General features: G+C 35.7%; 20 protein-coding genes and 1 pseudogene. 15 read left to right on the top strand and 6 right to left on the bottom strand.

All coding sequences use genetic code 11. The features are described from left to right. From ACYH9I_RS08560 to nusG, 3 genes are all read left to right on the top strand, one after another. The coding region (locus ACYH9I_RS08560) for an EF-Tu C-terminal domain-related protein (protein WP_483560351.1) at window positions 1-161 on the top strand (161 nt) is incomplete at its 5' end. A 137-nt stretch (window positions 162-298) separates the two neighbouring features. Beyond that, complete coding sequence (gene secE, locus ACYH9I_RS08555) at window positions 299-700, top strand: preprotein translocase subunit SecE (protein WP_483560346.1); 402 nt, start codon at window positions 299-301, stop codon at window positions 698-700. Between the two features lies 1 nt (window position 701). Further along, a complete protein-coding gene (gene nusG / locus ACYH9I_RS08550; RefSeq protein ID WP_483560345.1) occupies window positions 702-1,247 on the top strand; it encodes a transcription termination/antitermination protein NusG in 546 nt (181 codons plus the stop codon). 218 nt (window positions 1,248-1,465) lie between these two features. On the opposite strand, the gene ACYH9I_RS08545 is transcribed toward nusG, so the two are convergent. Beyond that, window positions 1,466-1,771: an HPP family protein gene (locus ACYH9I_RS08545; protein ID WP_483560350.1), complete on the bottom strand. Its 306-nt coding sequence runs from the start codon at window positions 1,769-1,771 to the stop codon at window positions 1,466-1,468. Here ACYH9I_RS08545 and ACYH9I_RS08540 point away from each other — a divergent pair. Next, on the top strand, window positions 1,746-2,114 hold the full coding sequence (locus ACYH9I_RS08540; protein ID WP_483560352.1) for a hypothetical protein: 369 nt from the start codon (window positions 1,746-1,748) through the stop codon (window positions 2,112-2,114). The genes ACYH9I_RS08545 and ACYH9I_RS08540 overlap by 26 nt on opposite strands. 67 nt (window positions 2,115-2,181) lie before the next feature. On the opposite strand, the gene ACYH9I_RS08535 is transcribed toward ACYH9I_RS08540, so the two are convergent. Beyond that, complete coding sequence (locus tag ACYH9I_RS08535; RefSeq protein ID WP_483560344.1) at window positions 2,182-4,104, bottom strand: ABC transporter ATP-binding protein; 1,923 nt, start codon at window positions 4,102-4,104, stop codon at window positions 2,182-2,184. A gap of 90 nt (window positions 4,105-4,194) precedes the next feature. Here ACYH9I_RS08535 and ACYH9I_RS08530 point away from each other — a divergent pair, with 90 nt between their 5' ends. Next, entirely contained in the window at window positions 4,195-5,352 is a 1,158-nt protein-coding gene (locus tag ACYH9I_RS08530; protein WP_483560349.1) for a sugar diacid recognition domain-containing protein, read from the top strand. A 191-nt stretch (window positions 5,353-5,543) separates the two neighbouring features. Here ACYH9I_RS08530 and garD read toward each other — a convergent pair whose 3' ends face one another. Further along, on the bottom strand, window positions 5,544-7,094 hold the full coding sequence (gene garD / locus ACYH9I_RS08525; RefSeq protein ID WP_483560343.1) for a galactarate dehydratase: 1,551 nt from the start codon (window positions 7,092-7,094) through the stop codon (window positions 5,544-5,546). A gap of 446 nt (window positions 7,095-7,540) precedes the next feature. Here garD and ACYH9I_RS08520 point away from each other — a divergent pair, with 446 nt between their 5' ends. The 6 genes and pseudogenes from ACYH9I_RS08520 to ACYH9I_RS08495 all read left to right on the top strand — a co-directional run bounded on the left by ACYH9I_RS08520 (window position 7,541) and on the right by ACYH9I_RS08495 (window position 13,552). Then, the gene (locus ACYH9I_RS08520) at window positions 7,541-8,869 is read left to right on the top strand and encodes an MFS transporter (RefSeq protein ID WP_160404057.1); all 1,329 of its coding nucleotides are present in this window, start codon (window positions 7,541-7,543) and stop codon (window positions 8,867-8,869) included. Between the two features lie 45 nt (window positions 8,870-8,914). Next, window positions 8,915-9,157: pseudogene (locus ACYH9I_RS08515) on the top strand (glucarate dehydratase); the annotation flags it as partial. Between the two features lie 109 nt (window positions 9,158-9,266). Beyond that, a complete protein-coding gene (gudD, locus tag ACYH9I_RS08510) occupies window positions 9,267-10,601 on the top strand; it encodes a glucarate dehydratase (protein WP_160404058.1) in 1,335 nt (444 codons plus the stop codon). 49 nt (window positions 10,602-10,650) lie between these two features. Further along, on the top strand, window positions 10,651-11,421 hold the full coding sequence (gene garL / locus ACYH9I_RS08505) for a 2-dehydro-3-deoxyglucarate aldolase (RefSeq protein WP_483560342.1): 771 nt from the start codon (window positions 10,651-10,653) through the stop codon (window positions 11,419-11,421). A gap of 32 nt (window positions 11,422-11,453) precedes the next feature. Then, entirely contained in the window at window positions 11,454-12,335 is an 882-nt protein-coding gene (garR, locus tag ACYH9I_RS08500; protein ID WP_483560341.1) for a 2-hydroxy-3-oxopropionate reductase, read from the top strand. Window positions 12,336-12,403: 68 nt separating this feature from the next. Next, entirely contained in the window at window positions 12,404-13,552 is a 1,149-nt protein-coding gene (locus ACYH9I_RS08495; RefSeq protein ID WP_483560340.1) for a glycerate kinase, read from the top strand. 55 nt (window positions 13,553-13,607) lie between these two features. On the opposite strand, the gene ACYH9I_RS08490 is transcribed toward ACYH9I_RS08495, so the two are convergent. Beyond that, entirely contained in the window at window positions 13,608-15,611 is a 2,004-nt protein-coding gene (locus ACYH9I_RS08490) for an OPT family oligopeptide transporter (protein WP_483560339.1), read from the bottom strand. Window positions 15,612-15,836: 225 nt separating this feature from the next. On the opposite strand from ACYH9I_RS08490, the gene mazG reads away from it, so the two are divergent. Both mazG and ACYH9I_RS08480 read left to right on the top strand, forming a co-directional pair. Next, entirely contained in the window at window positions 15,837-16,640 is an 804-nt protein-coding gene (gene mazG, locus ACYH9I_RS08485) for a nucleoside triphosphate pyrophosphohydrolase (RefSeq protein WP_483560338.1), read from the top strand. Beyond that, complete coding sequence (locus tag ACYH9I_RS08480) at window positions 16,633-17,073, top strand: phage holin family protein (protein ID WP_483560336.1); 441 nt, start codon at window positions 16,633-16,635, stop codon at window positions 17,071-17,073. Before mazG ends, ACYH9I_RS08480 begins: the two co-directional genes overlap by 8 nt. Before the next feature lie 168 nt (window positions 17,074-17,241). Here the strand turns inward: ACYH9I_RS08480 and ACYH9I_RS08475 are convergent, their stop codons facing one another. Further along, the gene (locus tag ACYH9I_RS08475) at window positions 17,242-17,730 is read right to left on the bottom strand and encodes a hypothetical protein (protein WP_483560334.1); all 489 of its coding nucleotides are present in this window, start codon (window positions 17,728-17,730) and stop codon (window positions 17,242-17,244) included. A 980-nt stretch (window positions 17,731-18,710) separates the two neighbouring features. On the opposite strand from ACYH9I_RS08475, the gene ACYH9I_RS08470 reads away from it, so the two are divergent. Next, the gene (locus ACYH9I_RS08470) at window positions 18,711-20,111 is read left to right on the top strand and encodes a hypothetical protein (RefSeq protein WP_483560332.1); all 1,401 of its coding nucleotides are present in this window, start codon (window positions 18,711-18,713) and stop codon (window positions 20,109-20,111) included. A 192-nt stretch (window positions 20,112-20,303) separates the two neighbouring features. Here ACYH9I_RS08470 and efp read toward each other — a convergent pair whose 3' ends face one another. After that, entirely contained in the window at window positions 20,304-20,870 is a 567-nt protein-coding gene (gene efp, locus ACYH9I_RS08465; protein WP_091346571.1) for an elongation factor P, read from the bottom strand. Between the two features lie 34 nt (window positions 20,871-20,904). Here efp and epmB point away from each other — a divergent pair, with 34 nt between their 5' ends. Then, window positions 20,905-21,936 carry an EF-P beta-lysylation protein EpmB gene (epmB, locus tag ACYH9I_RS08460; RefSeq protein ID WP_483560330.1) on the top strand — a complete coding sequence of 344 codons (1,032 nt, stop codon included), beginning with the start codon at window positions 20,905-20,907 and terminating at the stop codon, window positions 21,934-21,936. The last annotated feature ends 210 nt before the right edge of the window (window positions 21,937-22,146 follow it).

Here is a 22,146-nt window from a genome sequence, read left to right as displayed (position 1 = left end):
TCGAATTACCAGAAGGCGTAGAAATGGTAATGCCTGGTGATAACATCAAAATGACAGTATCATTAATTCACCCAATCGCGATGGCAGACGGCTTACGTTTTGCGATTCGTGAAGGTGGTCGTACTGTCGGTGCTGGTGTGGTTGCTAAAGTTATTAAATAATTGAATTAAGCCTTAGCGGCAATAGAAAGGGTATCATTCGATGCCCTTTCTTATCTAGTCTGTTTAGCAAAATGTTTTTATTAAAAGAGCATTTTGGAAAATAGATATTATTATAAATAACATAATATAGGTTTTATATGCTAGTAAGTAACGAGAGTCAAAATACAAATACTATTCTAGACAAATTGAAATGGGGTTTAGTTCTAGTATTGATTGCGTTTATTGTTTGGGGAAATTTTTATTTTTCCCAACCTAATGATATATATCAACCTAATACAATCGTTCGGATTATTATAGTTGTTGTTGTTTCTCTATTAACTCTGTTTATTGCGATCACAACAAACAAAGGCAAATTATTTTTATCATTTTTAAATGAATCTAAAAAAGAGTTAAGAAAAGTTGTATGGCCAACTCGTAAAGAAACGACACAGACAACTTTACTTATTGCTGCTATCACAGTTATTGTTGGTTTAGCGCTTTGGGGAATGGATTCTTTATTCCGTTCAATAATCTTTTATTTAACATCAATAGGGCGTTAATATGAGCGAATCACAACAAAAACGGTGGTATGTTATTCAAGCTTATTCCGGCTATGAAGCACGTGTTGCACAATCATTACGTGAATATATCAAATTACATAATATGGAAGATGCATTCGGTGAAGTATTAGTTCCAACCGAAGAAGTTGTTGAAATGAAAAGTGGGCAACGTCGCAAAAGTGAACGTAAGTTTTTCCCTGGTTATGTATTAGTTGAAATGATGATGAATGATGCGACTTGGCATTTAGTTAGAAGCGTACCAAGAACAATGGGTTTCATTGGTGGCACGTCGGATCGACCAGCGCCAATTAGCCAACGTGAAGTTGATGCAATCATGAATCGTCTACAACAAGTTGGCGATAAACCACGTCCTAAAACGTTATTTGAGCCGGGTGAGCTTGTTCGTGTTAATGAAGGTCCATTTGCTGACTTTAACGGTGTTGTTGAAGAAGTTGACTACGAAAAAAATCGCTTAAAAGTATCGGTTTCTATTTTTGGACGCTCAACTCCTGTAGAGCTAGATTTTAGTCAAGTTGAAAAGAGCTAATTTTTTGATATAGTTTTTTCACTGAATTAGCTGTATCTTTTAGAAAACCACAAGAGTCAATCTTGTGGTTTTTGTTTTTATGAAAGAAATATAATGTCTTTCGAGAATTTGAGAATAATAGTTCTGTTTCTAATATATTTAATCAAAGTGAGTCGCCAAGGTAGATAAAACCACTATCGGATCATAATTTAACTTATTATTAATATAATACAGGCAATCTATTCTTTTTTAGATTTTTTTATTCTTTTACCCATATAAAAGTGATATCCCAACCAATAGTTAGGCCAACGTGCTTCGATTCCTATATTATTAACTATTAAAGCAACCATGACTAATAAAACCGAACCTATAAGTACTGGTGTTATCAAGAATGAATAGTCAGTAATTCCGGACATCATGATTAAAATAGGGGTTGCACCAGCTGGAGCGTGAACTACACGTAGTAACTGCATCAATGCGATAGATGTCCCAACTGCTAATGCTATCGGTATAATTCCATTGCTAAATAAATTAAAGAACAACACACCTATAAAAGACAAAATCAATGCAATTATTTCATGGCATATAAAATGGTTTAAGAATGATAATTACCGCGGTTGCATGTTTGTACGAGCTAAGTCTGAATATAACAATAAAAGCGAAGAAATATGCGCTATTGTTAGTGAACATAAAAAGTGGATTCAAGATAGGATTTTTGAATGTCTAGGAGGCACAAAGTCATGTGAACAAGCATCTTGCCTAATTATGTTAATACTTGAAGGTATGATATCTTGCACATCCGTTTTTGGTATTGAGGGATATGATTTTGAACAGGCAAAAATGTACATCTATGATATCGTCGATAACATTGGCGAGGATAACCTATGAATTTAAATAGCTGGCTTATAGACAATGGATAGCCATTACCTCAAGCCTATTAACCAAAATGATCAATTTAATCTAAGTTAAACGATTCCAGTTGTTGTTGTAATTCTAACCATTGTAGTTCTGTTTCTTCTAATTGATTTTTAAGTTGGCTTTGCTCTAGTAACAAAGTTGTAAGTTCGTTTTTTTTGCTCGCATCATAGATTGCAGGATCAGACAGTTGTTCTTCAATTTGCTTTAATTGATGGGTTAATTTATCAAGCATCTGTTCTTCTTTTTGTAACTGTTTTTTTATTGGCTGCATTTGTGCACGTAATTCAGCTTGTTTACGTTTTTGCTCTTTACGATCTTGAGCTGATATATTACTTGTATTTTCTTTTTTGGGTGAATTTATTTCGTCATTTGATTGGTTATCATCTTTTTGTGCTTCGGCTAACCATTTTTGATAATCATCAAGATCGCCGTCAAATGGTTCAACTTTATGATCATGGACTAAATAGAATTCATCGGTGGTCGAACGTAGTAAATGGCGATCATGTGACACCACAACTAATGCACCATCAAAATCAATTAACGCTTCAGTCAATGCTTGTCGCATATCTAAATCTAGGTGGTTAGTTGGTTCGTCTAATAAAAGAAGATTTGGTTTTTGCCAGACAATTAAAGCTAAAACAAGTCGCGCCTTTTCACCACCCGAGAAAGTTTTAACTGGCTCGGTGACTTTATCGCCTTGAAAATCAAATCCACCTAAATAATTACGCAGTTCTTGCTCTGTATTTTTCGGTTCGGCAAGTTGCGTTAAATGCCAAAGTGGTGACTCATCGGGGCGTAGATATTCTAATTGATGTTGAGCAAAATAACCTAATTGAACACCTTTAGCGAGATTAATATGGCCTTCTTTAGGTGCAAGTTCACCAGCTAGCAATTTAATCAGTGTTGATTTACCTGCACCATTGCGTCCTAATAAGCCAATGCGTGAACCAGGGACTAAATTAAGCTTAATTTTTTCTAGTATAATTTTATCATCATAACCCGCTACAACTTTTTCCATCATTAACAAAGGACTTGGTAAGAATTCAGATGGCTTAAAATTAAAATGAAATGGATTATCAACATGAGCAGGTGCAATCAGTTCCATTCTTTCTAACATTTTTATACGGCTTTGTGCCTGTTTAGCTTTTGTAGCTTTGGCTCTAAATCGATCGATATAATTTTGTAAGTGTGCAACTTTGAGTTGTTGGCTTTCATAGAGTGATTGTTGTTGTGCCAACTTTGTTGAGCGTTGAATTTCAAATGAAGAGTAGTTACCGGTGTATTCAAATAAACTTTTTTGTTCAATATGAATAATTTTATTGACTAAAGGATCTAAAAAATCACGATCGTGAGAGATTAAAATCAGCGTTCCTGGATAGTTACTTAACCATTTTTCAAGCCAAATGACAGCATCTAAATCAAGGTGATTGGTTGGTTCATCAAGCAATAATAAATCAGAACGACACATTAACGCTTGTGCCAAATTCAATCGCATTCGCCAACCACCGGAATAGGACTTAACCGGTAACATTAATTGCTCATTAGAAAAACCAAGACCATGTAGTAAGGTTGCAGCTCGAGCGCGAATTGTCCAAGCATCAATGGTATCAAGCTTTTCATGGATAATCGCAATTTGCTGACCATTATTTTGTTCATTAGCGGTATCTAACTGTTTTTCTAATTGTCGATACTCACGATCGCCATCAATGGCATATTCAATCGCAGGGATATCTAATGCCGGAGTTTCTTGATTGACCCAAGCGAGTTGCCATTGCGATGGTATACTTAACGTGCCGGCATCAGCTTGAATTTCACCTTTAATTAGTGAAAACAGCGTCGATTTTCCGCAACCATTTTTACCTACTAACCCAACTTTTTGTTGAGGATTAATGGTTGCTGAAGCATTATCTAAAAGTAAGTTAACGCCTCGGCGCACTTGGATTGAATCAAAAACTATCATGATATTTTTGTCTATTATTCAAAATAAAATGTGTTATGCTAACAAAAAATTGGGTTTATGCAAAATTAAAATAGAGTAATTAATATGGTAATGGACTCTTATAACCTTATACCTAAAATTGCACAACAAATTGTTGAAAGAACCATGAAAATTATTGATTGCAATATCAATGTAATGGATGCACATGGTTGTATTATTGGCAGTGGTGATTTAGAACGTATTGGAGAGCTACATGAAGGAGCGATGTTAGCTATATCTCAGAAACGAACAGTTTCAATTGATAGTACCATGGTGAAAAATTTACAAGGTGTTAAACCAGGAGTCAATCTACCGTTAAAACTTAATGATAGGATTGTTGGTGTAATTGGATTAACTGGCGAACCTTCCGATATTTGGCAATTTGGAGAGCTTGTTCGCATGTCTGCAGAAATGATGATGGAACAAACTCATTTATTACAAGAGCTATCTTATAATAATCGTTTAAAGGAAGAGCTTATCCTAACGCTAATTGAAAAAGAGACTTTGCCCGACAGTATGATTCAATGGGTTAAACGATTGGATATCGATTTGGATTTACCCAGAGTGGTTGGTATGATTGAGGTCGATAGTGGACAGTTAGGCATTGATACTGCAATGAGTGAATTACAAAATTTACAAACACAGATACAATTGCTAAGTAAACATAATTTAGTAGCAACTAAATCAGTTACTGAGCTAGTTATTTTAATCCCAGCACTTAATAGGTATGGACGATGGGATTTATTAGAACATAAGAAGAAACTAGAGTCACTTATTATTACAATAAAAAATATTACTCAATTAGATATTAGAATTTCGCTTGGTAATTATTTTGAGCAACATCCTTATCCTTTGGTAAAGTCTTACCAGACAGCAAAAACGACGATGTTAATTGGTAAACAAAGAATGCCTAATATTCGTAATTATTATTATCAAGAGCTAATTTTACCTGTTTTATTACATGGATTAAGTTATGACTGGCAAGCCGAAGAATTATTATTACCTTTGAAAAAATTAAGGCTGGCTGATAATAATGGTCTTTTGAGGAAAACTTTGCAAACATGGTTTAAAAATAATGTTCATAGTAGTAATACAGCTAATGAACTTTTTATCCATCGTAATACATTAGAGTATCGTTTAAATAAAATTGCTACGTTAACAGGATTAAATCTTGCAAAATTTGATGATAGATTACTTTTATATATAGGTTTGCAATTAGATAGAAGTTAATTTATAGGAATTGCTTGCATTTATAATATGCAAAAAGCTAGGTTAAAGCTGTTTGCTTTTATTTAAATAGTATGAATGAACATTATAAAAAACTATCCAGATGAAATTTTACATGAAGACGATTAATGAGTTTTTAAATAATTATCTTAATCATGAAGCGTAAACAATCTGGCATTTTCTTTTATAAATAATTAGGTTATTGGTGCAGGATTGAAAATAGCTAACGGGTTATATAATTTCCAATGATCTGACCATGGTTTCTTTCTTCCACTTGCTACATCTAAAATCAAATGAAATAGTCTCCAACCTATATCTTCAATTGTTGCTTTTCCTAAAGCAATATCGCCGGCACTAATATCAATTAAATCAAACCACTGTTCAGCCACAATATTACGGCTAGACATCTTAATTACTGGTACCATAGCCAAGCCATAAGGTGTTCCTCGTCCAGTAGTAAAAACTTGTAATGTAATTCCTGACGCAACTTGTTGAGCTCCGCAGACAAAATCGCTTGCCGGTGTAGCTGCAAAAATCAATCCTTTTTTCGTTGGGCGTTGTCCAGGAGCTAGAACTTCTACAATAGGGCTTGTTCCTGACTTAGCAATTGATCCCATTGCTTTTTCGACTATGTTATTTAATCCTCCCTTTTTATTTCCTGGCGTTGTATTTGCACTACGGTCGACTTTTCCGGCAGCAAGGTATTCATCATACCACTGCATCTCACGAATTAGTGCTTTACCAACCTCCTCATTAGCCGCTCTTGGTGTAAGTAAGTGAATACCATCACGTACTTCAGTAACCTCAGAAAACATCACAGTAGCACCGCATCTAACTAATAAATCAGAAGCAAACCCTACAGAAGGGTTTGATGTGACGCCAGAAAAAGCATCACTACCTCCGCATTGCATACCTATTACTAATTCTGATACTGGAACAGTTTCCCTTTGACGCTGATTTAATCGTTGTAAATGCTTTTCAGCTACATTCAAAATATTATTCACCATGGCTTTAAAACCACGTTCATCTTGCAATATAACTAGATCATCATTTTCTATTTTGATAGGAATTGAATCTTCAGTTCCTTTTAGTAATTTTTCTGGCTGAAGTTTTTCACACCCCAAGCTCACAACCATAATTTCACCACCAAAATTAGGATTTTTAGCTAAATTATGAATAGACCGTATTGGTACAATAGCTGCTGGAGCATCAATAGCTACACCGCAACCATAAAGATGCGTTAATGGAACAACACCATCTACATTTGGATAGTTAGGTAATAAATCACGCTCAATAATTTTTGAGACATACTCAACAACGCCAGAAACACAGTTAACGCTCATGGTTATACCAAGTATATTTCGCGTTCCAACGGAACCATCTTTATTACGATAACCTTCAAAAGTATAACCGTCCAAAGGTGGAAGCGGTTCACTTTTTTTTGTGGCAATGGCTAATTCATGTAATTCGGGGGCGGTTGGTATTTGAGTCACAGACTCGTTAACCCATCCTCCTTTTTTTATATCTACTTTGGCAAAACCAATAATTTCACCATAACGGATAATTTCTTGCCCTTGATTTATATCATTTAAAGCAACTTTATGACCTTGAGGTATATTCTCAATTAGTTCTAATCCATCCGGAAATAGAGCTCCTTTGGGCAACCCACCATCATTCACAACAATAGCAACGTTATCAATTTCTTTGATTTTGATATAGAGCGGTTTATTACGATGGTTTTCCATTATTTATTTCCTATAAAATGATTAGCTTTTCAGTAATAATCAAAAGTGCAAAGATTTATATCTACTATGATGTTTTTACTGATTTATTTTTCGTATATTAAATGTAAAAACAATGAATATCATTATGAATATTCATAATTATTCAAGGTGATATTACGATTAATTTGTGCAGATGACTATATTAATGTGTTCCACATCACAAAATTAGAGCAACTATCTAAAATTATGTGAGGAATATAACATTACATTGTGCATTTTCACAAAAATAAGTGACATTCTGGTTATTATTTTGTTTTTTCATCTAATGAAATATATCGCCTGACTGTCCGATAATAATTTATTAATAACGGGTTACTGAGAAATATTTAATGACTAGTGATTTTCTACTCAGCGACGTTTGTAAAGATTCAGGATTAATAAATTCAAAAATCGTATAGAGGCTAAATATGAAAATAAACAAAGCAAGGCAAAAAAAGACTAACATCCGGTGGATGACAGTCATTTTTTTATTTATTGTCACCGCTGTTAATTATGGTGATAGAGCTACATTAGGTATTGCAGGAAAATCAATATCGGGAGAATTGGGATTTGATGCGGCAGCAATGGGCTGGGTAATGTCATCATTTGGTATTGCCTATGTGATAGGACAGTTACCTGGTGGTTGGTTATTAGATAGATTTGGATCAAAACGAGTTTATTTTTACAGTATTCTATTCTGGTCTATTTTTACCTTATTACAAGGTACAGTTCATTTTTTTATTGGTGCTTGGGCTCTTATTATGCTCTTCACTTTTCGGTTTTTAATGGGGTTATCAGAAGCACCTTCCTTTCCTGGAAATAGTCGCATAACAGCAGCATGGTTTCCTGCTAAAGAAAGAGCAACAGCAGTAGCTATTTTTAATTCAGCACAATATTTCGCGACAGTAATTTTTGCACCGATTATGGGATGGTTAACTCACGAATATGGGTGGCAATCTGTATTCTTTTTTATGGGAGGTCTTGGTATTTTGGTGAGTATTGCAACGCTAATTATGATTCGTAATCCCAAAGATCATCCATGGGCAAATCAAGCAGAGGTTGATTATATCATTGAAGGCGGAGCTTTGGTTGATATGGATCAAAAGAAAGCGGATGGTAAGCAAAAAGGACCAAAATTAGGTTATTTAACTCAGCTTCTTACAAACAGAATGTTGCTTGGTGTTTATTTAGGACAGTATTGCATTAACTGTTTAACATTTTTCTTTATTACTTGGTTTCCTATTTATCTTGCAACGCAACGTGGAATGAATATTAAAGAAGTTGGTTTTGCTGCTGCTATTCCAGCTATTTGTGGTTTTATTGGTGGAATTAGTGGTGGAGTTTTTTCAGATTTTCTAATGCGTAAAACAGGATCGCTTTCAATTGCACGTAAAACGCCGATTATTTTAGGAATGTTATTTTCGATGACAATGATTTTATGTAATTACGTTGATTCAATTGCATTAGTTATTTTATTTATGTCAATGGCTTTCTTTGGTAAAGGTGTTGGTGCATTAGGATGGGCTGTTATGGCTGACACTGCACCTAAAGAAATGAGTGGACTTGCTGGTGGACTATTCAACATGTTTGGTAACGCATCTAGTATTATTTCACCAATTATTATTGGCTATATTGTTGCATGGACAGGTCGATTTGAATGGGCTTTAGTTTTTGTGGCTGGTCACGCTTTTGTTGCAGCGTTTAGCTATTTAGTTATTGTTGGTCCTATTACACGTATGGAATTAAAGAAAAATTAACAATATTTATAACTAACAATAGATTAGAGCCAAGGAAAACGTTTTATGTGTACTCAGTCAGTTCCGATCATTAAATCGATGCAAGTTATTCCAGTAGCAGGATATGACAGCATGTTAATGAATATTGGTGGTGCACATGGTCCTTACTTTACTAGAAATATTGTTATTTTAACAGATAATACGGGGCATACTGGTGTTGGTGAAGCACCAGGTGGCACTATAATTGAAAATGCCCTAAAACAGGCAATCCCTCATGTTGAAGGTAAGGCAATTTCAATTTTAAATCGTGATGCTATAGCAATGCAGTATTTAATTCCCAATTGAAAATTTGATTGTAAGCGCCCGTCTATGGTTTGTTAAAAAAGATTTATATAAATTGAAAATTAAAGAGGTAATTATGAGTTCATCAACACCAATTATTACTGAAATGCATGTCTACCCAGTAGCCGGCTATGACAGTATGTTATTAAATTTAAGTGGTGCGCATTCGCCTTACTTTACACGGAATATCGTTATTCTTAAAGATAATTCGGGCAATATTGGTTTAGGCGAAGTGCCATGTGTTGGCGTTGTCACCCAAACGCTTGAAGACGCAAAACCGCTAGTTATTGGGCAATCAATTGCGCAATACAAAAATGTTATGAACCGAGTTCGCAATCAATTTGCTGATCGTGATGTAGGTGGACGAGGCAACCAAACTTTTGACCAACGTTCAACTATTCACGTTGTGACTGCCATTGAATCCGCCATGTTAGACTTATTAGGCAAACATCTTGGCGTGACGGTAGCTTCATTACTTGGTGATGGACAGCAACGAGATGAAGTTGAGATGTTAGGGTATTTATTTTATATTGGAGACAGCAAAAAAACAGATCTCCCTTATCAAAATCAATCTGAAGATAAATGTGATTGGTATCGATTACGACATGAAGAAGCATTAACGCCAGAAAAGATAGCCCGTTTAGCCGAAGCAACTTATGAAAAATATGGTTTTCGAGATTTCAAATTAAAAGGCGGTGTTTTATCGGCAGAAGATGAGGCCGAAGCCGTCATAGCGATTAAAAAGAAATTCCCTGATGCACGAGTAACCTTAGATCCAAACGGTGGTTGGTTATTAGATGAAGCAATACGTATAGGTAAATATTTGAAAGACACACTAACCTATGCCGAAGATCCTTGTGGAGCCGAACAAGGCTTTTCAGGGCGCGAAATTATGGCCGAATTTCGACGTGCGACAGGATTACCAACGGCAACCAATATGATTGCAACAGATTGGCGTCAAATGGCACACACATTATCTTTACAATCTGTTGATATTCCACTTGCGGATCCACATTTTTGGACGATGAGTGGATCTGTCCGAGTGGCTCAGATGTGTCATGAATTTGGTTTAACTTGGGGATCTCATTCAAATAACCATTTTGATATCTCACTTGCGATGTTTACTCACGTTGGTGCAGCAGCACCAGGTAACCCAACAGCACTTGATACGCATTGGATTTGGCAAGAAGGAAACCAACGTTTAACAAAAGACCCTTTACAAATTGTTAATGGCAAAATCAAAGTTCCTGAAAAACCTGGTTTGGGGATTGAAATTGATATGGATCAGGTAATGAAAGCGCATGAATTATTTAAAGGTATGAAACTGGGTAATCGTAATGATGCTATTGCTATGCAATATTTAATACCTAATTGGCAATTTGATAATAAAAAACCGTGTTTAGTTAGATAATTAAAATTTATTATCAAGACACAATGTGTAAAAAATGTGAAGGTAAATTATGAAAAAGGTGACATGCCACAATCAATTTAAACAAGATATGTTGGCACGAAAAAAACTTATTGGTTGTTGGGCTGCATTAGGTAGTCCTATTTCAACAGAAATACTTGGTTTAGCTGGTTTTGATTGGCTATTACTTGATGGAGAGCATGCAATCAATGATGTTATCTCATTTGTGCCCCAATTAATGGCATTAAAAGACAGTGTTAGTGCGCCTGTCGTTCGCCCTTCATGGAATGATCAGGTTCTTATTAAACGCTTACTTGATATCGGTTTTTATAACTTTTTAATACCTTATGTTGAGACTGCAGAACAAGCAAAACTTGCTGTTTCTTATACACGATATCCACCTGAGGGTGTGAGAGGTGTTTCTGTTGCTCATAGAAGTAATGTATATGGAACGATTCCAGATTACTTCCAAAAAATTAACAAAAATATTTGTGTTATGGTGCAAGTTGAAACACAACAAGCTGTTAATAATGTAGAGTCCATTGTAGCTGTTGATGGTGTCGACGGTATTTTTATTGGGCCAAGTGACCTTTCTGCTTCTTTAGGGCATTTTGGAAATCCAAAGCATCCTGATGTTCAAGCAGCAATCAAAAAAGTTTTTAATGAAGCTAAAAAGCAAGGCAAAGCTTGTGGTATTTTAGCAACTATAGAGGCTGATGCTCGTCAGTATATAGATATGGGAGCAACTTTTGTTGCCGTCGGTAATGATCTTGGCCTTTTAAGAAGTGCAACACAATCATTAGCCGATAAATTTCTAAAATAACAGTTATTTTTTATCAGAAAAAGGAGAGTAAAATGAAAATTGGTTTTATTGGTTTAGGTATTATGGGTAAACCGATGAGTAAAAACTTGTTAAAAGCAGGTTACTCACTTGTGGTTTGTGATAGAAACCTAGATGCAGTTAAAGATGTTGTTGCTGCAGGTGCAGAAAGTGCAGAAAATGCAAAAGAAGTTGCTAAACGTTGTGATGTAATTATTACTATGTTACCTAATTCACCTCATGTAAAAGAAGTGGTATTGGGCGAAAATGGTATTGTTGATGGAGCGAAAAAAGGTACAACGATCATAGATATGAGCTCAATAGCACCATTGGCAAGTCGTGAGATTCATGATGAAGTCGTCAAAAAAGGTTTAACTATGTTAGATGCACCTGTTAGTGGCGGCGAACCAAAAGCAATCGATGGAACATTGTCAGTGATGGTAGGTGGAGACAAAAACATCTTTGATAAACATTACGATTTAATGAAAGCAATGGCTGGTTCAGTTGTTTATACTGGTGATATTGGTGCTGGTAATGTAACTAAACTTGCTAATCAAGTTATTGTGGCACTTAATATTGCAGCTATGTCAGAAGCACTAGTTTTAGCGACTAAAGCAGGAGTAAACCCTAAATTAGTTTATCAAGCTATTCGTGGTGGTCTTGCTGGTAGTACTGTTTTAGATGCTAAAGTTCCGATGGTATTAGATCGTAATTTCAAACCAGGTTTTAAAATTGATTTACATATTAAAGATCTGCAAAATGCTTTGGATACTTCTCATGGTGTAGGAACATCATTACCATTAACTGCAATTGTGATGGAGATGATGCAAGCACTAAAAACTGATGGTATGGGCGAATGTGATCATAGTGCATTAGCCCGCTATTATGAAGCATTAGCAAAAATAGAAGTTAAATAATTAATATTGATATTGATATTGAGTATGGAGACATACTCAATAATTTGTCCAATTGTGTAAGGATATGTATGAAAGTTGTCATTGCTCCTGATTCTTTTAAAGAAAGCTTAAGTGCTATTGAAGTTGCTAATGAGATAAAAGCGGGATTTTCACAAGTTTACCCTGATGCAAAATATTTTTTACGACCAGTTGCAGATGGTGGTGAAGGTACTGTCGATGCGATGGTGAATGCGTTAAATGGTCATAAAGTTAAGGTTTCTATTACTGATCCATTAGGCGAAAAAGGACTGGCTTTTTATGGTATATCTGGTGATGGGCAAACTGCGGTAATAGAAATGGCTGCTGCAAGTGGGCTTGAGCGAGTTTCGATCGATAAGAGAGATGCAAAAATTACCACCTCATATGGTACCGGAGAATTAATTAAAGATGCACTCGATCGCGGTTGTAAAAAATTCATCATAGGAATTGGTGGAAGCGCGACAAATGATGGAGGTGCAGGAATGCTACAGGCACTAGGTGTCAGGCTCCTAGATAAATTTGGAAATCAAATTGGTTATGGCGGTATTTCACTTAGTGCTATTGAGAAAATTGATATTAGTCAAATGGATCATCGAATTAAGCAATGTGATTTTGAAGTAGCTTGTGATGTTACCAATCCCTTAACTGGTGAAAATGGAGCTTCTGTTATTTTTGGACCACAAAAAGGAGCTACACCATTAGATGTCAAATTACTTGATTCAAATCTTAAACATTTTGCTCAAGTTATTAAACAAACTTTTAATGTCGATATTGAGTTTACTCCAGGAACAGGTGCAGCAGGTGGAATGGGAGCTGCTTTGTTGGTCTTCATGAATGCAAAATTAAAACCTGGTATTGAAATTATCACTAAGTTGCTAAATTTGGATGAATTAGTTAAAGAGGCTGATTTAGTTATTACTGGTGAAGGTCGATTAGATTATCAGAGCGTTAATGGTAAAGTACCTGTAGGTGTTGCTCATATTGCAAAAAAATATAATAAACCAGTTATTGCTATAGTAGGTAGTTTAGGAGATAAAGCCGAAACTGTTTATCCATGTGGTATATCATCTATGTTTAGTATTTTAAGCAAAGTAAGTACATTATCAGAAGCATTAGATTCAAACATGGCTAAATTGAATATTTATAATACCTCAATGAACATAGCCCTTACATTAAAAATTGGTAAAAATCTTAAGTAATAAAAAGCCCTTTATAATAAAAAATAAAGGGCTTAAATTTAATTATTCAATAGGACTATTTCTTAATTGCTGATAAAGCGCGACGAATAAAGAGCGTACATATACCAACAAAAACAAAGAGACCTAAAAATTGAGGTAACATACCTAAATCAGCCGAAATTGCAAGCGGTGCATCATTTCCACCACTTGTAATACTAATAACAATTACAACCGCCAATAATACGCCCACTAAACTTTCGCCAACAATTAGCCCTGACGCAATCAATGCTGCTTTACGATCAACTTTCTTAAATTGCTGTTCTGGATCTAAATTTTGTGATTGTGCTTTTTTATAAGCATAACGTTTAATTATCCATGATAAGAAAGTACCAATGAAAATAGGCATGGTAATACTTGGTGGTAGGTAAATACCTAAACCAACAGCAAGCGCTGGCAACCTAAACTTAGCTTTATTAGCTGCTAAAACTGAATCGATAATAATAATAATAGCACCTATACCTAGCCCGATATATATCATGGTTTTATCAAGATTATTTGAAATTATTCCTTTGGCAATTTTTGTCATCAATGTTGCTTGAGGTGCTGATAAAACTTGTTTTGGATCCATATCAGAGCGTGGAAGCGCACCGGTAAAGCCGTAAGCGTTATATAAAATTTCTAAAATAGGCGCAATAACAATCGCACCAACAACACAGCCAATTAATAACGCCACTTGTTGTTTCCATGGTGTAGCATGAACTAAATAACCTGTTTTTAGATCTTGCAAATTATCGTTTGAAATACAGGCTATTGATAACACTGCACTGGTAGTAAACAGCGTAAGAGCTGTGGCAAAATTAGAGCCCTCGGCAGAAGCTAACATACCATTAGCTTCACCTAAGCCTAATAGAACTAATGAAATAACAATGATAGCAACAATGGCAATGCCTGATATTGGGCTAGCCGATGAACCAACAAGTCCAGCCATATAACCACAAGCGGCAGCCACTAAAAAGCCCATAATAAAAGCAAACAATGTAGCGCAAAACACTAATGACCAAGCAACGCCTGCCGATAGCCCACTATCTGTAATAAAGCTATAAAAAGTGACTAATAAAATAACTAACATACCACCCATAATTAATAAAATAGCTTTAGGTGATAAATCCCGCTCGGTTGATGCAATATCATCGTCAGACGCATCTGAACGCATACTTTTAAATGATATTTTTAAACCTTCAATCATTGGTTTGATTAATGTAAATAGTGTCCAAACTGCTGCAATAGCAATGACTCCCGCACCAATAAAGCGTATATCTTTTTCCCAAAATCCCATTGCAACTTTAGATAAAGGCAGACTAGTATCATAATCGGTAATTGCACTTAAAATTGGAACGCCAAATACCCAACCAATAATGGTTCCAATTAAAATGGCAATTCCTGACATAATCCCAATCAAATAACCTGCACTTAGTAACGCTAACGAAAAACCCATAGGAAGTTGAAAAATGGATTTGCCGACAGTAAACCAATAAGCAGTACTTTCAGATAACACACGAAAACCATTAGTAAAAAGGCTGACTGTGGAGGCAACGATGCCACCAAATAAAATATCCTTTAAACCATCATTAGCTTCTTTATTATCGGTTTTAGAGCCTGCCTTTAGAATTTCAGCAGCAGCCACTCCCTCAGGATAAGGCAAATTGCTTTTAACGACCATGGCATGTCGTAATGGAATTGAAAATAAAACCCCAAGCATTCCACCTGCGGCGCATATTGCAAAGGTTAACCAAAATGGAAAGTTTTGCCAGTAACCAATCATTAACAAACCCGGAAGCACAAAAATAATTGAAGATAATGTACCTGCCGCTGATGCTTGAGTTTGCACCATGTTATTTTCTAAAATAGTTGAACCCGAAAATAGTTTCAATATTGCCATTGAAATTACTGCAGCAGGGATTGCGGATGAAAACGTTAATCCCACTTTTAAACCAAGATAAACATTTGATGCAGTAAAAATGACCGTAATAAAAGCACCAAGGATGGTACCTCTTAAAGTAAGTTCACGTAAATTATTCATATATCAATAAAGTTAATTTAATAGGGGTATATTATATACTTAATTAGTATTTATCGGCTAGAAGTTCCGTAAATAGCTACATTTTAGTCGCTTTTATCATTATTTTTGGTGAAATAATTAGCAATAACATCAAAATATATTGCTATTAACCTTTAAAAAAATAACCGTTTTGTTATGAAACCTTTACAATGACACTGATCAATGACTTATTTGTGGGGGTATATTTTGAACGGATTACAGCGCTTACAAGCTATTATCAAACAACTTCGTGATCCTGTTAATGGTTGTGAATGGGATCGAGTTCAAACTTTTGCATCTTTAAAATCATATACATTAGAAGAAACGTACGAAGTACTTGATGCCATTGATAAACAAGACATGGATGAGCTAAAAAAAGAACTGGGTGATTTACTATTTCACATTGTCTTTTATGCTGATTTAGCCGAAGAACAAGGAAGGTTTGATTTAGATGAGGTCTGTTTAGCGGTTGCTGATAAGTTAGTTTATCGTCATCCTCATATTTTCACCAAAAATAAGGTTGAAAAACCTAACTGGGAACAACTTAAACAAAAAGAGCGCGATCAAAAAGCACAATACTCATTGCTTGATGACATTCCCCAAGCAATACCCGCCTTAATGCAAGCTGAAAAAATTCAAAAGCGTTGCGCTTCGGTTGGTTTTGATTGGCATGATATAAAACCTGTACTTGATAAGGTAAAAGAGGAAATTGCTGAAGTTGAGCAAGAATTAGAACGAACCAAGCAAGATCCACAAAAAATTGAAGAAGAGTTAGGTGATTTATTGTTTGCTACCGTCAATTTAGCTAGGCATTTAAAAGTTAAATCAGAACTCTGTTTACAGCAAGCTAATAAAAAATTTACTCGGCGATTTCAGCAAGTAGAATCGATACTTAAACAAAAAAATTTGTCTTTAATTGATGCAACGCTTGAACAAATGGAAGACGCGTGGCAAAGTGTTAAACAATTAGAACAGATTAAACTCAATAGCGAAGTGAATAAAAATGACTGAACAAAAAAACGAATTGTATCAAGAAATCGAAGCTTGGGCACAAAATGCCATTTTAAACAGCCCGACTTGGAGTATTAATCAGCTCGATTATTCTGAAAAGAGCATCACTGTTGTTGAAATGATCATCAGTGAACTGGCTGAAAAGAACTTCAGCATATCAGAAGAACAACTCAACATGATATCACAAGAATATGGGTGTTATTTATTACTCACCGCCCATAAATTATACGGTGGCGAGTTTTATTGGAACGAAGAGTTTGAACAACCCATGTTAATTTGCTGTGAACCTGACGCCATGATAGTCCTTATGACTTGGAACAAGGTCAAAGGGCGACTAGTAGGGGATAAAGCCGATCATATTGCCTATTTCCTAGATGAGTTTGGTAAAGCTACCTTTCAACCAGAAAAAGGCACTCATGTGGTTTATTTGTAATAAAAATAATTATTCTTAAAGTTCTTTACCAAGAAAACTAAGAAAGTCGATAAATATTAACAAACTCTAAAATATTGCTGAATTAGTTGTGTGATAGCCTCAAGCCTTTGAGGCTATACTAATACTTGGCACACTAAAAGCAACGTTATTATTGTCTAAATAACTTAATTATTCATAAATAGTTGTTAATCGAGAAAATCTTGTTCTTAATGAAATATAATCTTTTGAAAAATAATCAAATTTAACTTTAATTTCTTGGTTTCTTAATTTAAATTTCATAATAACATAAGGATGAGAATTAAATTTAGCAGATAATAAATCATCATAATTAAGCCTTGATACAATTTTATTTGTATCTTTATCTGTAAAACAGATTTGTTTATTCATTCGATCAAAATACATAAAATTTTTATAGGTTCTATCGCAATAAAAATTCGAACGCACAAACTCATCCTTAAACTCACTTTTAAAAATTGTAATATGTTTATTAATAATAATATTTGTGTATTTAATAAATACCAGATAGTAAGCTAAAACGCCAATAATGATAAATGTGAGTCCAATATAATAATTTTTGAAGAAAAAGCTACAAACAGAAATAGCCCACAAAAGTACCAAACACCCGCCAGTAACTGATCTTATAATTGAAAATAACACTTACACCTCCTTTGTCTTTTATATAGATGATATTTTGTAAGGAATATTCAATATAATCAATCTATAATTTTTATAATTAATCGTATAATAGCCTAAATATTTTGGGCTTTTCAATGTCTGCTAGGATCGGTAAGGTTCCCAATATTTTGAGATTTTTTGGGGGAAGGGATAAATAATATCAGTGATAATGTCTAAGTTATGTTATTTTTATGCAAAATCTTATAACGCCTAACCACATATCTCTGATTGATATGCGAACCTACTTCAGTTGTCGGCACATTCTGACGCTGAATAACACAAATCAACATAGTATTAGGCGATAATTGAGTTTCTTTTTTGTTAAAAGCAACTCAATTACCACCCAAAATCGGTCAGGAAAGGTATTGATTTTATTGAAGTTTTTATTTGGCTGTTTTTAAGAAAATCAACAGCTTATACTACTTTGACAATGTGCTGAAAACTAACAAACCAGCAAAACCGAAAATGGCATGCCCCTATAACAGTCATTTAACACCCAAAAATCGGTCAGGAAAGGTATTGATTTTATTAGATTTTTTATTTAGTAGTTTTTATTCAAAAAAACACCATCAAAACCATTCCCCAAAACACGCCAACAAAAGCTTAACCCATTTTATTAACAAAACTTTACAAATTTTTAACAAAAAAACTGGCGCATTATTATTCAACAGGTTATAATTTCACCGCTTTTAAAGCAAGGGGACGCTCATTAATTGAGCGAATAATTATAAAAAATCGAAATAAAACAAAAATTTACTTGACAGGTTAATCGTTATGCGCTATCATAATCGGCATCTGGCATCTGGCATCTGGCCTGCCAAACCTATGTCTTAAATCTACTTCAATTTCACCGTAGTCTAAATCAGACTCAATTCTTATTTTTATCACCGAAGTTATCGAAATCATCGAGCTTAGCGAAATCGCCAAGGCCGAAGCTTTTACCTTCCTTATCAAAGTCATCGTTGCTCTTTGCACCATTGCTGTTATTGCCGTATTCGTTTGATTCACAGGCATTATCGGCTTATACCTCAAGGGTAATTGAAGGCTCTGCACCGTATTTAACGTATGATAATGGTAGAACCAAAGCGACAACAACCGCTGATTTACTCAGTATCACATTATCAGATAATCGAACATTTACGCCATCCAATGGCTCTAGTGCGACAAACCCCATTGTATTACCCGTCGCGGGTCAAAGTTTTACTGATATTCATATGATGGTGCCACCATCAACCAATTCTGTTAGTTTAAATGACTTAGTGACAAGTTATCATTATTGGGGCGATGATGATGGGGATGGGCAGGGAGCAAATGGCGTTACGGCAACAGGTAGCTTATCAGTTGCTATCACCGATAAAAACAACCAAGCTGTAGGACGAGGTACGGTTTTAAGTCTTTGTCATGCCCCTTATAAAGTGGTGCTAAATAGTAGCGGGGGGAGTTTGACCACGCAGTACGGCGTACCTAATAGCAGTACATTCAGTGGTAGCTCGGCAACCTATTATATCACTCCACCACCATCGCCTAGTATCTGTTACGTAAGGCCGAATCTGAACTTCAATACACAAAACAGTACCTATACCAATACAGCAATTTGGAACCGAACAGAAGGTTATCTTGTTCGGTCTACCGATCCTGCATCTTACAATCGTAACTTTCCTACAACGGGTGCGCATGGTTTATATTTTGATTTAAACATTGTTGGGATTGATGCAAGTCAGCTCACTTGGGCTCCTGTCACTCATGAGGGAATAACAGCAACAGTGACAAGGGTAACCGCAAATGATAGTTGGCTGCCTAATGGTTCAGAAGTTGTCACGCGTGTAACACTAACAGGTCCAGAAGCAAGAGGGGAAGAATTAAATTATCCACCCAGCCGCCCAATTGGTAAACCAAATTTACCTTCGACATTTGAATTAGTAGGTAGAGATAGTGGTGGTAGAGCGGTAATCAAATATGGGTTTGTATTGAAGAGGTGGTTTGTTCACCGAGGAGGCATAAAAGAAGGTTATGGTAGTAACCCGATTAAACCTTGGTGTGATGCTTTTGGATATAGGATTCCAACGTCAAGTGAACTGGCAGGAACCACCAGTAGGTTCGGGGAGGTTTCTCATCGTGGAATAGGAGGTTTATTTAATGAGTGGGGTAATGTAAGTCATTACGGCGTAGGCTTTAGTAGCAGCTACTATTGTACTTATAATAGAACCAACTCGCTTCGGATATATATTTCTCCTTCAGGCGGTATAAGACATACTATGTTGAGATCCAGTTCTTACCCTTATGATTGCTATGCCGTCGTCCCTCTCAATGGTGGCGTTATTCGTCTTAGTGGGGTTTGTGTTTACCCTAGCAGTTACTACTAATCCTTGCGATGAGGGGGACTTTTATATGACGAAAATAATGGGGAAACTATTAAGGCAATTAGCCCCAAAATCTGTAGGGAGGGCATTAAGCCGATGAAGTTGGTGTATTTGGACTGCTAAAAGTAGCCAAAAAAAAGAGAGGTCAAAAACCTCTCTTTTTTGCGATAAACGCTAACTTACGCTGTGCGCTATTTATTTAACGCGTGATACATATTCACCTGAACGAGTATCCACTTTAAGCACTTCACCAATTTGTACAAATAAAGGTACACGAACAACCGCGCCAGTTGATAATGTCGCTGGTTTGCCGCCGGTTCCGGCTGTGTCACCCTTTAAACCTGGATCGGTTTCGATCACTTCAAGTTCAACAAAATTCGGTGGTGTAACTGCAATCGGTTGGCCATTCCATAATGTTAAAATACATTCTGCTTGATCAACTAACCATTTTGCATTGTCGCCAACTGCTTTGGCATCAGCCGATAGTTGTTCAAATGTGTCGTTATTCATAAAGTGCCAAAACTCGCCATCGGTATAAAGGTACGTTAAATTCATGTCAATAACGTCAGCCGCTTCAACTGATTCGCCAGATTTGAACGTTTTGTCGACTGTTTTGCCTGAAAGTAATTTTTTAATTTTTACGCGGTTAATAGATTGCCCTTTACCCGGTTTATAAAATTCATTTTCAACAATGACACACGGCTCGCCATCTTGCATTATTTTAAGACCAGCTTTAAACTCATTAGTACTATAAGATGCCATAAAAGCTCCAACTAAAATTCTGAATTACAAAAAAATGAACCACATTATACAGCAAAAAATTGAACCACAAAATAATAAAGATAAATGGATTGTTGATCTTGCCAATGTTGTGACCGATATCAATGTTCTATATTCTTATTTAGAGTTGGATGCGGATGCGATTTCGAGCCTGATGCAGCAGGCAAGAAAGCAGTTTCCTCTTCGAGTGCCGATGGCGTTTATTCGCCGGATGAAAAAGGGCGATAAATCAGATCCACTTTTGTTACAAGTGCTTTGCCATGATGACGAGATGCTAAACGTGGATGGCTATAGCCACGATCCCTTGCAAGAGCAGGATAATGTCATTCCGGGATTGTTGCATAAATACCATAACCGTGCGTTATTAATTACGAAAACAGCCTGTGCGATTAATTGCCGTTACTGTTTTAGGCGGCATTTTCCTTATCATGATAATCAAGGCAGTAAACAGAATCTTGCTGTGGCGCTTGAGTATATTGCTAATCATCCTGAACTTGACGAGATTATTCTGTCAGGGGGGGATCCGTTAATGGCTAAAGATCATGAAATGGCTTTTTTGATTGACGAATTAGAAAAAATCCCTCACGTTAAGCGGTTGCGGATTCATACCCGTTTAGCGGTAGTAATTCCATCGCGCATTACACCTGCGTTATGTCAGTTATTTGCTAAAAGTCGGTTGCAATGTGTAGTGATTACTCACATTAATCACCCAAACGAGATTGATGATGATGTTGCTCAGGCGGTTTCGTTATTGAAACAACATGGTGTGACGATGCTTAATCAGAGTGTTTTGTTGAAAAACGTTAATAATAATGCCGATGTGTTGGCAATGTTAAGTGATCGGCTTTTTGATGTTGGTATTTTACCTTATTACATTCATTTGTTAGATAAAGTACAAGGTGCAGCTCATTTTTTTGTGGATGATGAGTCTGCCAAAGTTATTATGAAACAACTTGCCGAGCAAGTATCTGGCTATTTAGTGCCTAAGTTGGCACGCGAAATCGGTGGCGAAAAAAGTAAGCGTGTACTTGCTTTTACTGATGAGTAAATTGAGTTTGTTTTTGTAAGAGTTTGTTTTATATTGTTTTTATTTTATTGGGTTTTGTCGTGTCACAATAAAGCGTTAATCGAATTTATTCGTATTTATCTGTTAAAATCTCATTGACGAAAAATAAAATAGGCACTATAATTCCGACCTCTTTAATTAATGCTGTGGAGTTTTACTCTGCAACTTGTTGATAAATTAGATTTGGATATA

This window comes from Gilliamella sp. X-23 (genome assembly GCF_057063545.1).
Note: the sequence above shows the minus strand (reverse complement) of the source record. Positions and strands in the feature narration are given on the sequence as shown.

Excerpts from the sequence above, each read along its gene's own strand:
- garR (WP_483560341.1), top strand. The coding sequence starts at position 11,454 with ATGAAAATTGGTTTTATTGGTTTAGGTATTATGGGTAAACCGATGAGT.
- efp (WP_091346571.1), bottom strand. The coding sequence starts at position 20,870 with ATGGCATCTTATAGTACTAATGAGTTTAAAGCTGGTCTTAAAATAATG.
- ACYH9I_RS08520 (WP_160404057.1), top strand. The coding sequence starts at position 7,541 with ATGAAAATAAACAAAGCAAGGCAAAAAAAGACTAACATCCGGTGGATG.
- nusG (WP_483560345.1), top strand. The coding sequence starts at position 702 with ATGAGCGAATCACAACAAAAACGGTGGTATGTTATTCAAGCTTATTCC.
- garL (WP_483560342.1), top strand. The coding sequence starts at position 10,651 with ATGAAAAAGGTGACATGCCACAATCAATTTAAACAAGATATGTTGGCA.
- ACYH9I_RS08530 (WP_483560349.1), top strand. The coding sequence starts at position 4,195 with ATGGACTCTTATAACCTTATACCTAAAATTGCACAACAAATTGTTGAA.
- ACYH9I_RS08535 (WP_483560344.1), bottom strand. The coding sequence starts at position 4,104 with ATGATAGTTTTTGATTCAATCCAAGTGCGCCGAGGCGTTAACTTACTT.
- ACYH9I_RS08495 (WP_483560340.1), top strand. The coding sequence starts at position 12,404 with ATGAAAGTTGTCATTGCTCCTGATTCTTTTAAAGAAAGCTTAAGTGCT.
- garD (WP_483560343.1), bottom strand. The coding sequence starts at position 7,094 with ATGGAAAACCATCGTAATAAACCGCTCTATATCAAAATCAAAGAAATT.
- secE (WP_483560346.1), top strand. The coding sequence starts at position 299 with ATGCTAGTAAGTAACGAGAGTCAAAATACAAATACTATTCTAGACAAA.
- ACYH9I_RS08490 (WP_483560339.1), bottom strand. The coding sequence starts at position 15,611 with ATGAATAATTTACGTGAACTTACTTTAAGAGGTACCATCCTTGGTGCT.
- gudD (WP_160404058.1), top strand. The coding sequence starts at position 9,267 with ATGAGTTCATCAACACCAATTATTACTGAAATGCATGTCTACCCAGTA.
- epmB (WP_483560330.1), top strand. The coding sequence starts at position 20,905 with ATGAACCACATTATACAGCAAAAAATTGAACCACAAAATAATAAAGAT.
- ACYH9I_RS08480 (WP_483560336.1), top strand. The coding sequence starts at position 16,633 with ATGACTGAACAAAAAAACGAATTGTATCAAGAAATCGAAGCTTGGGCA.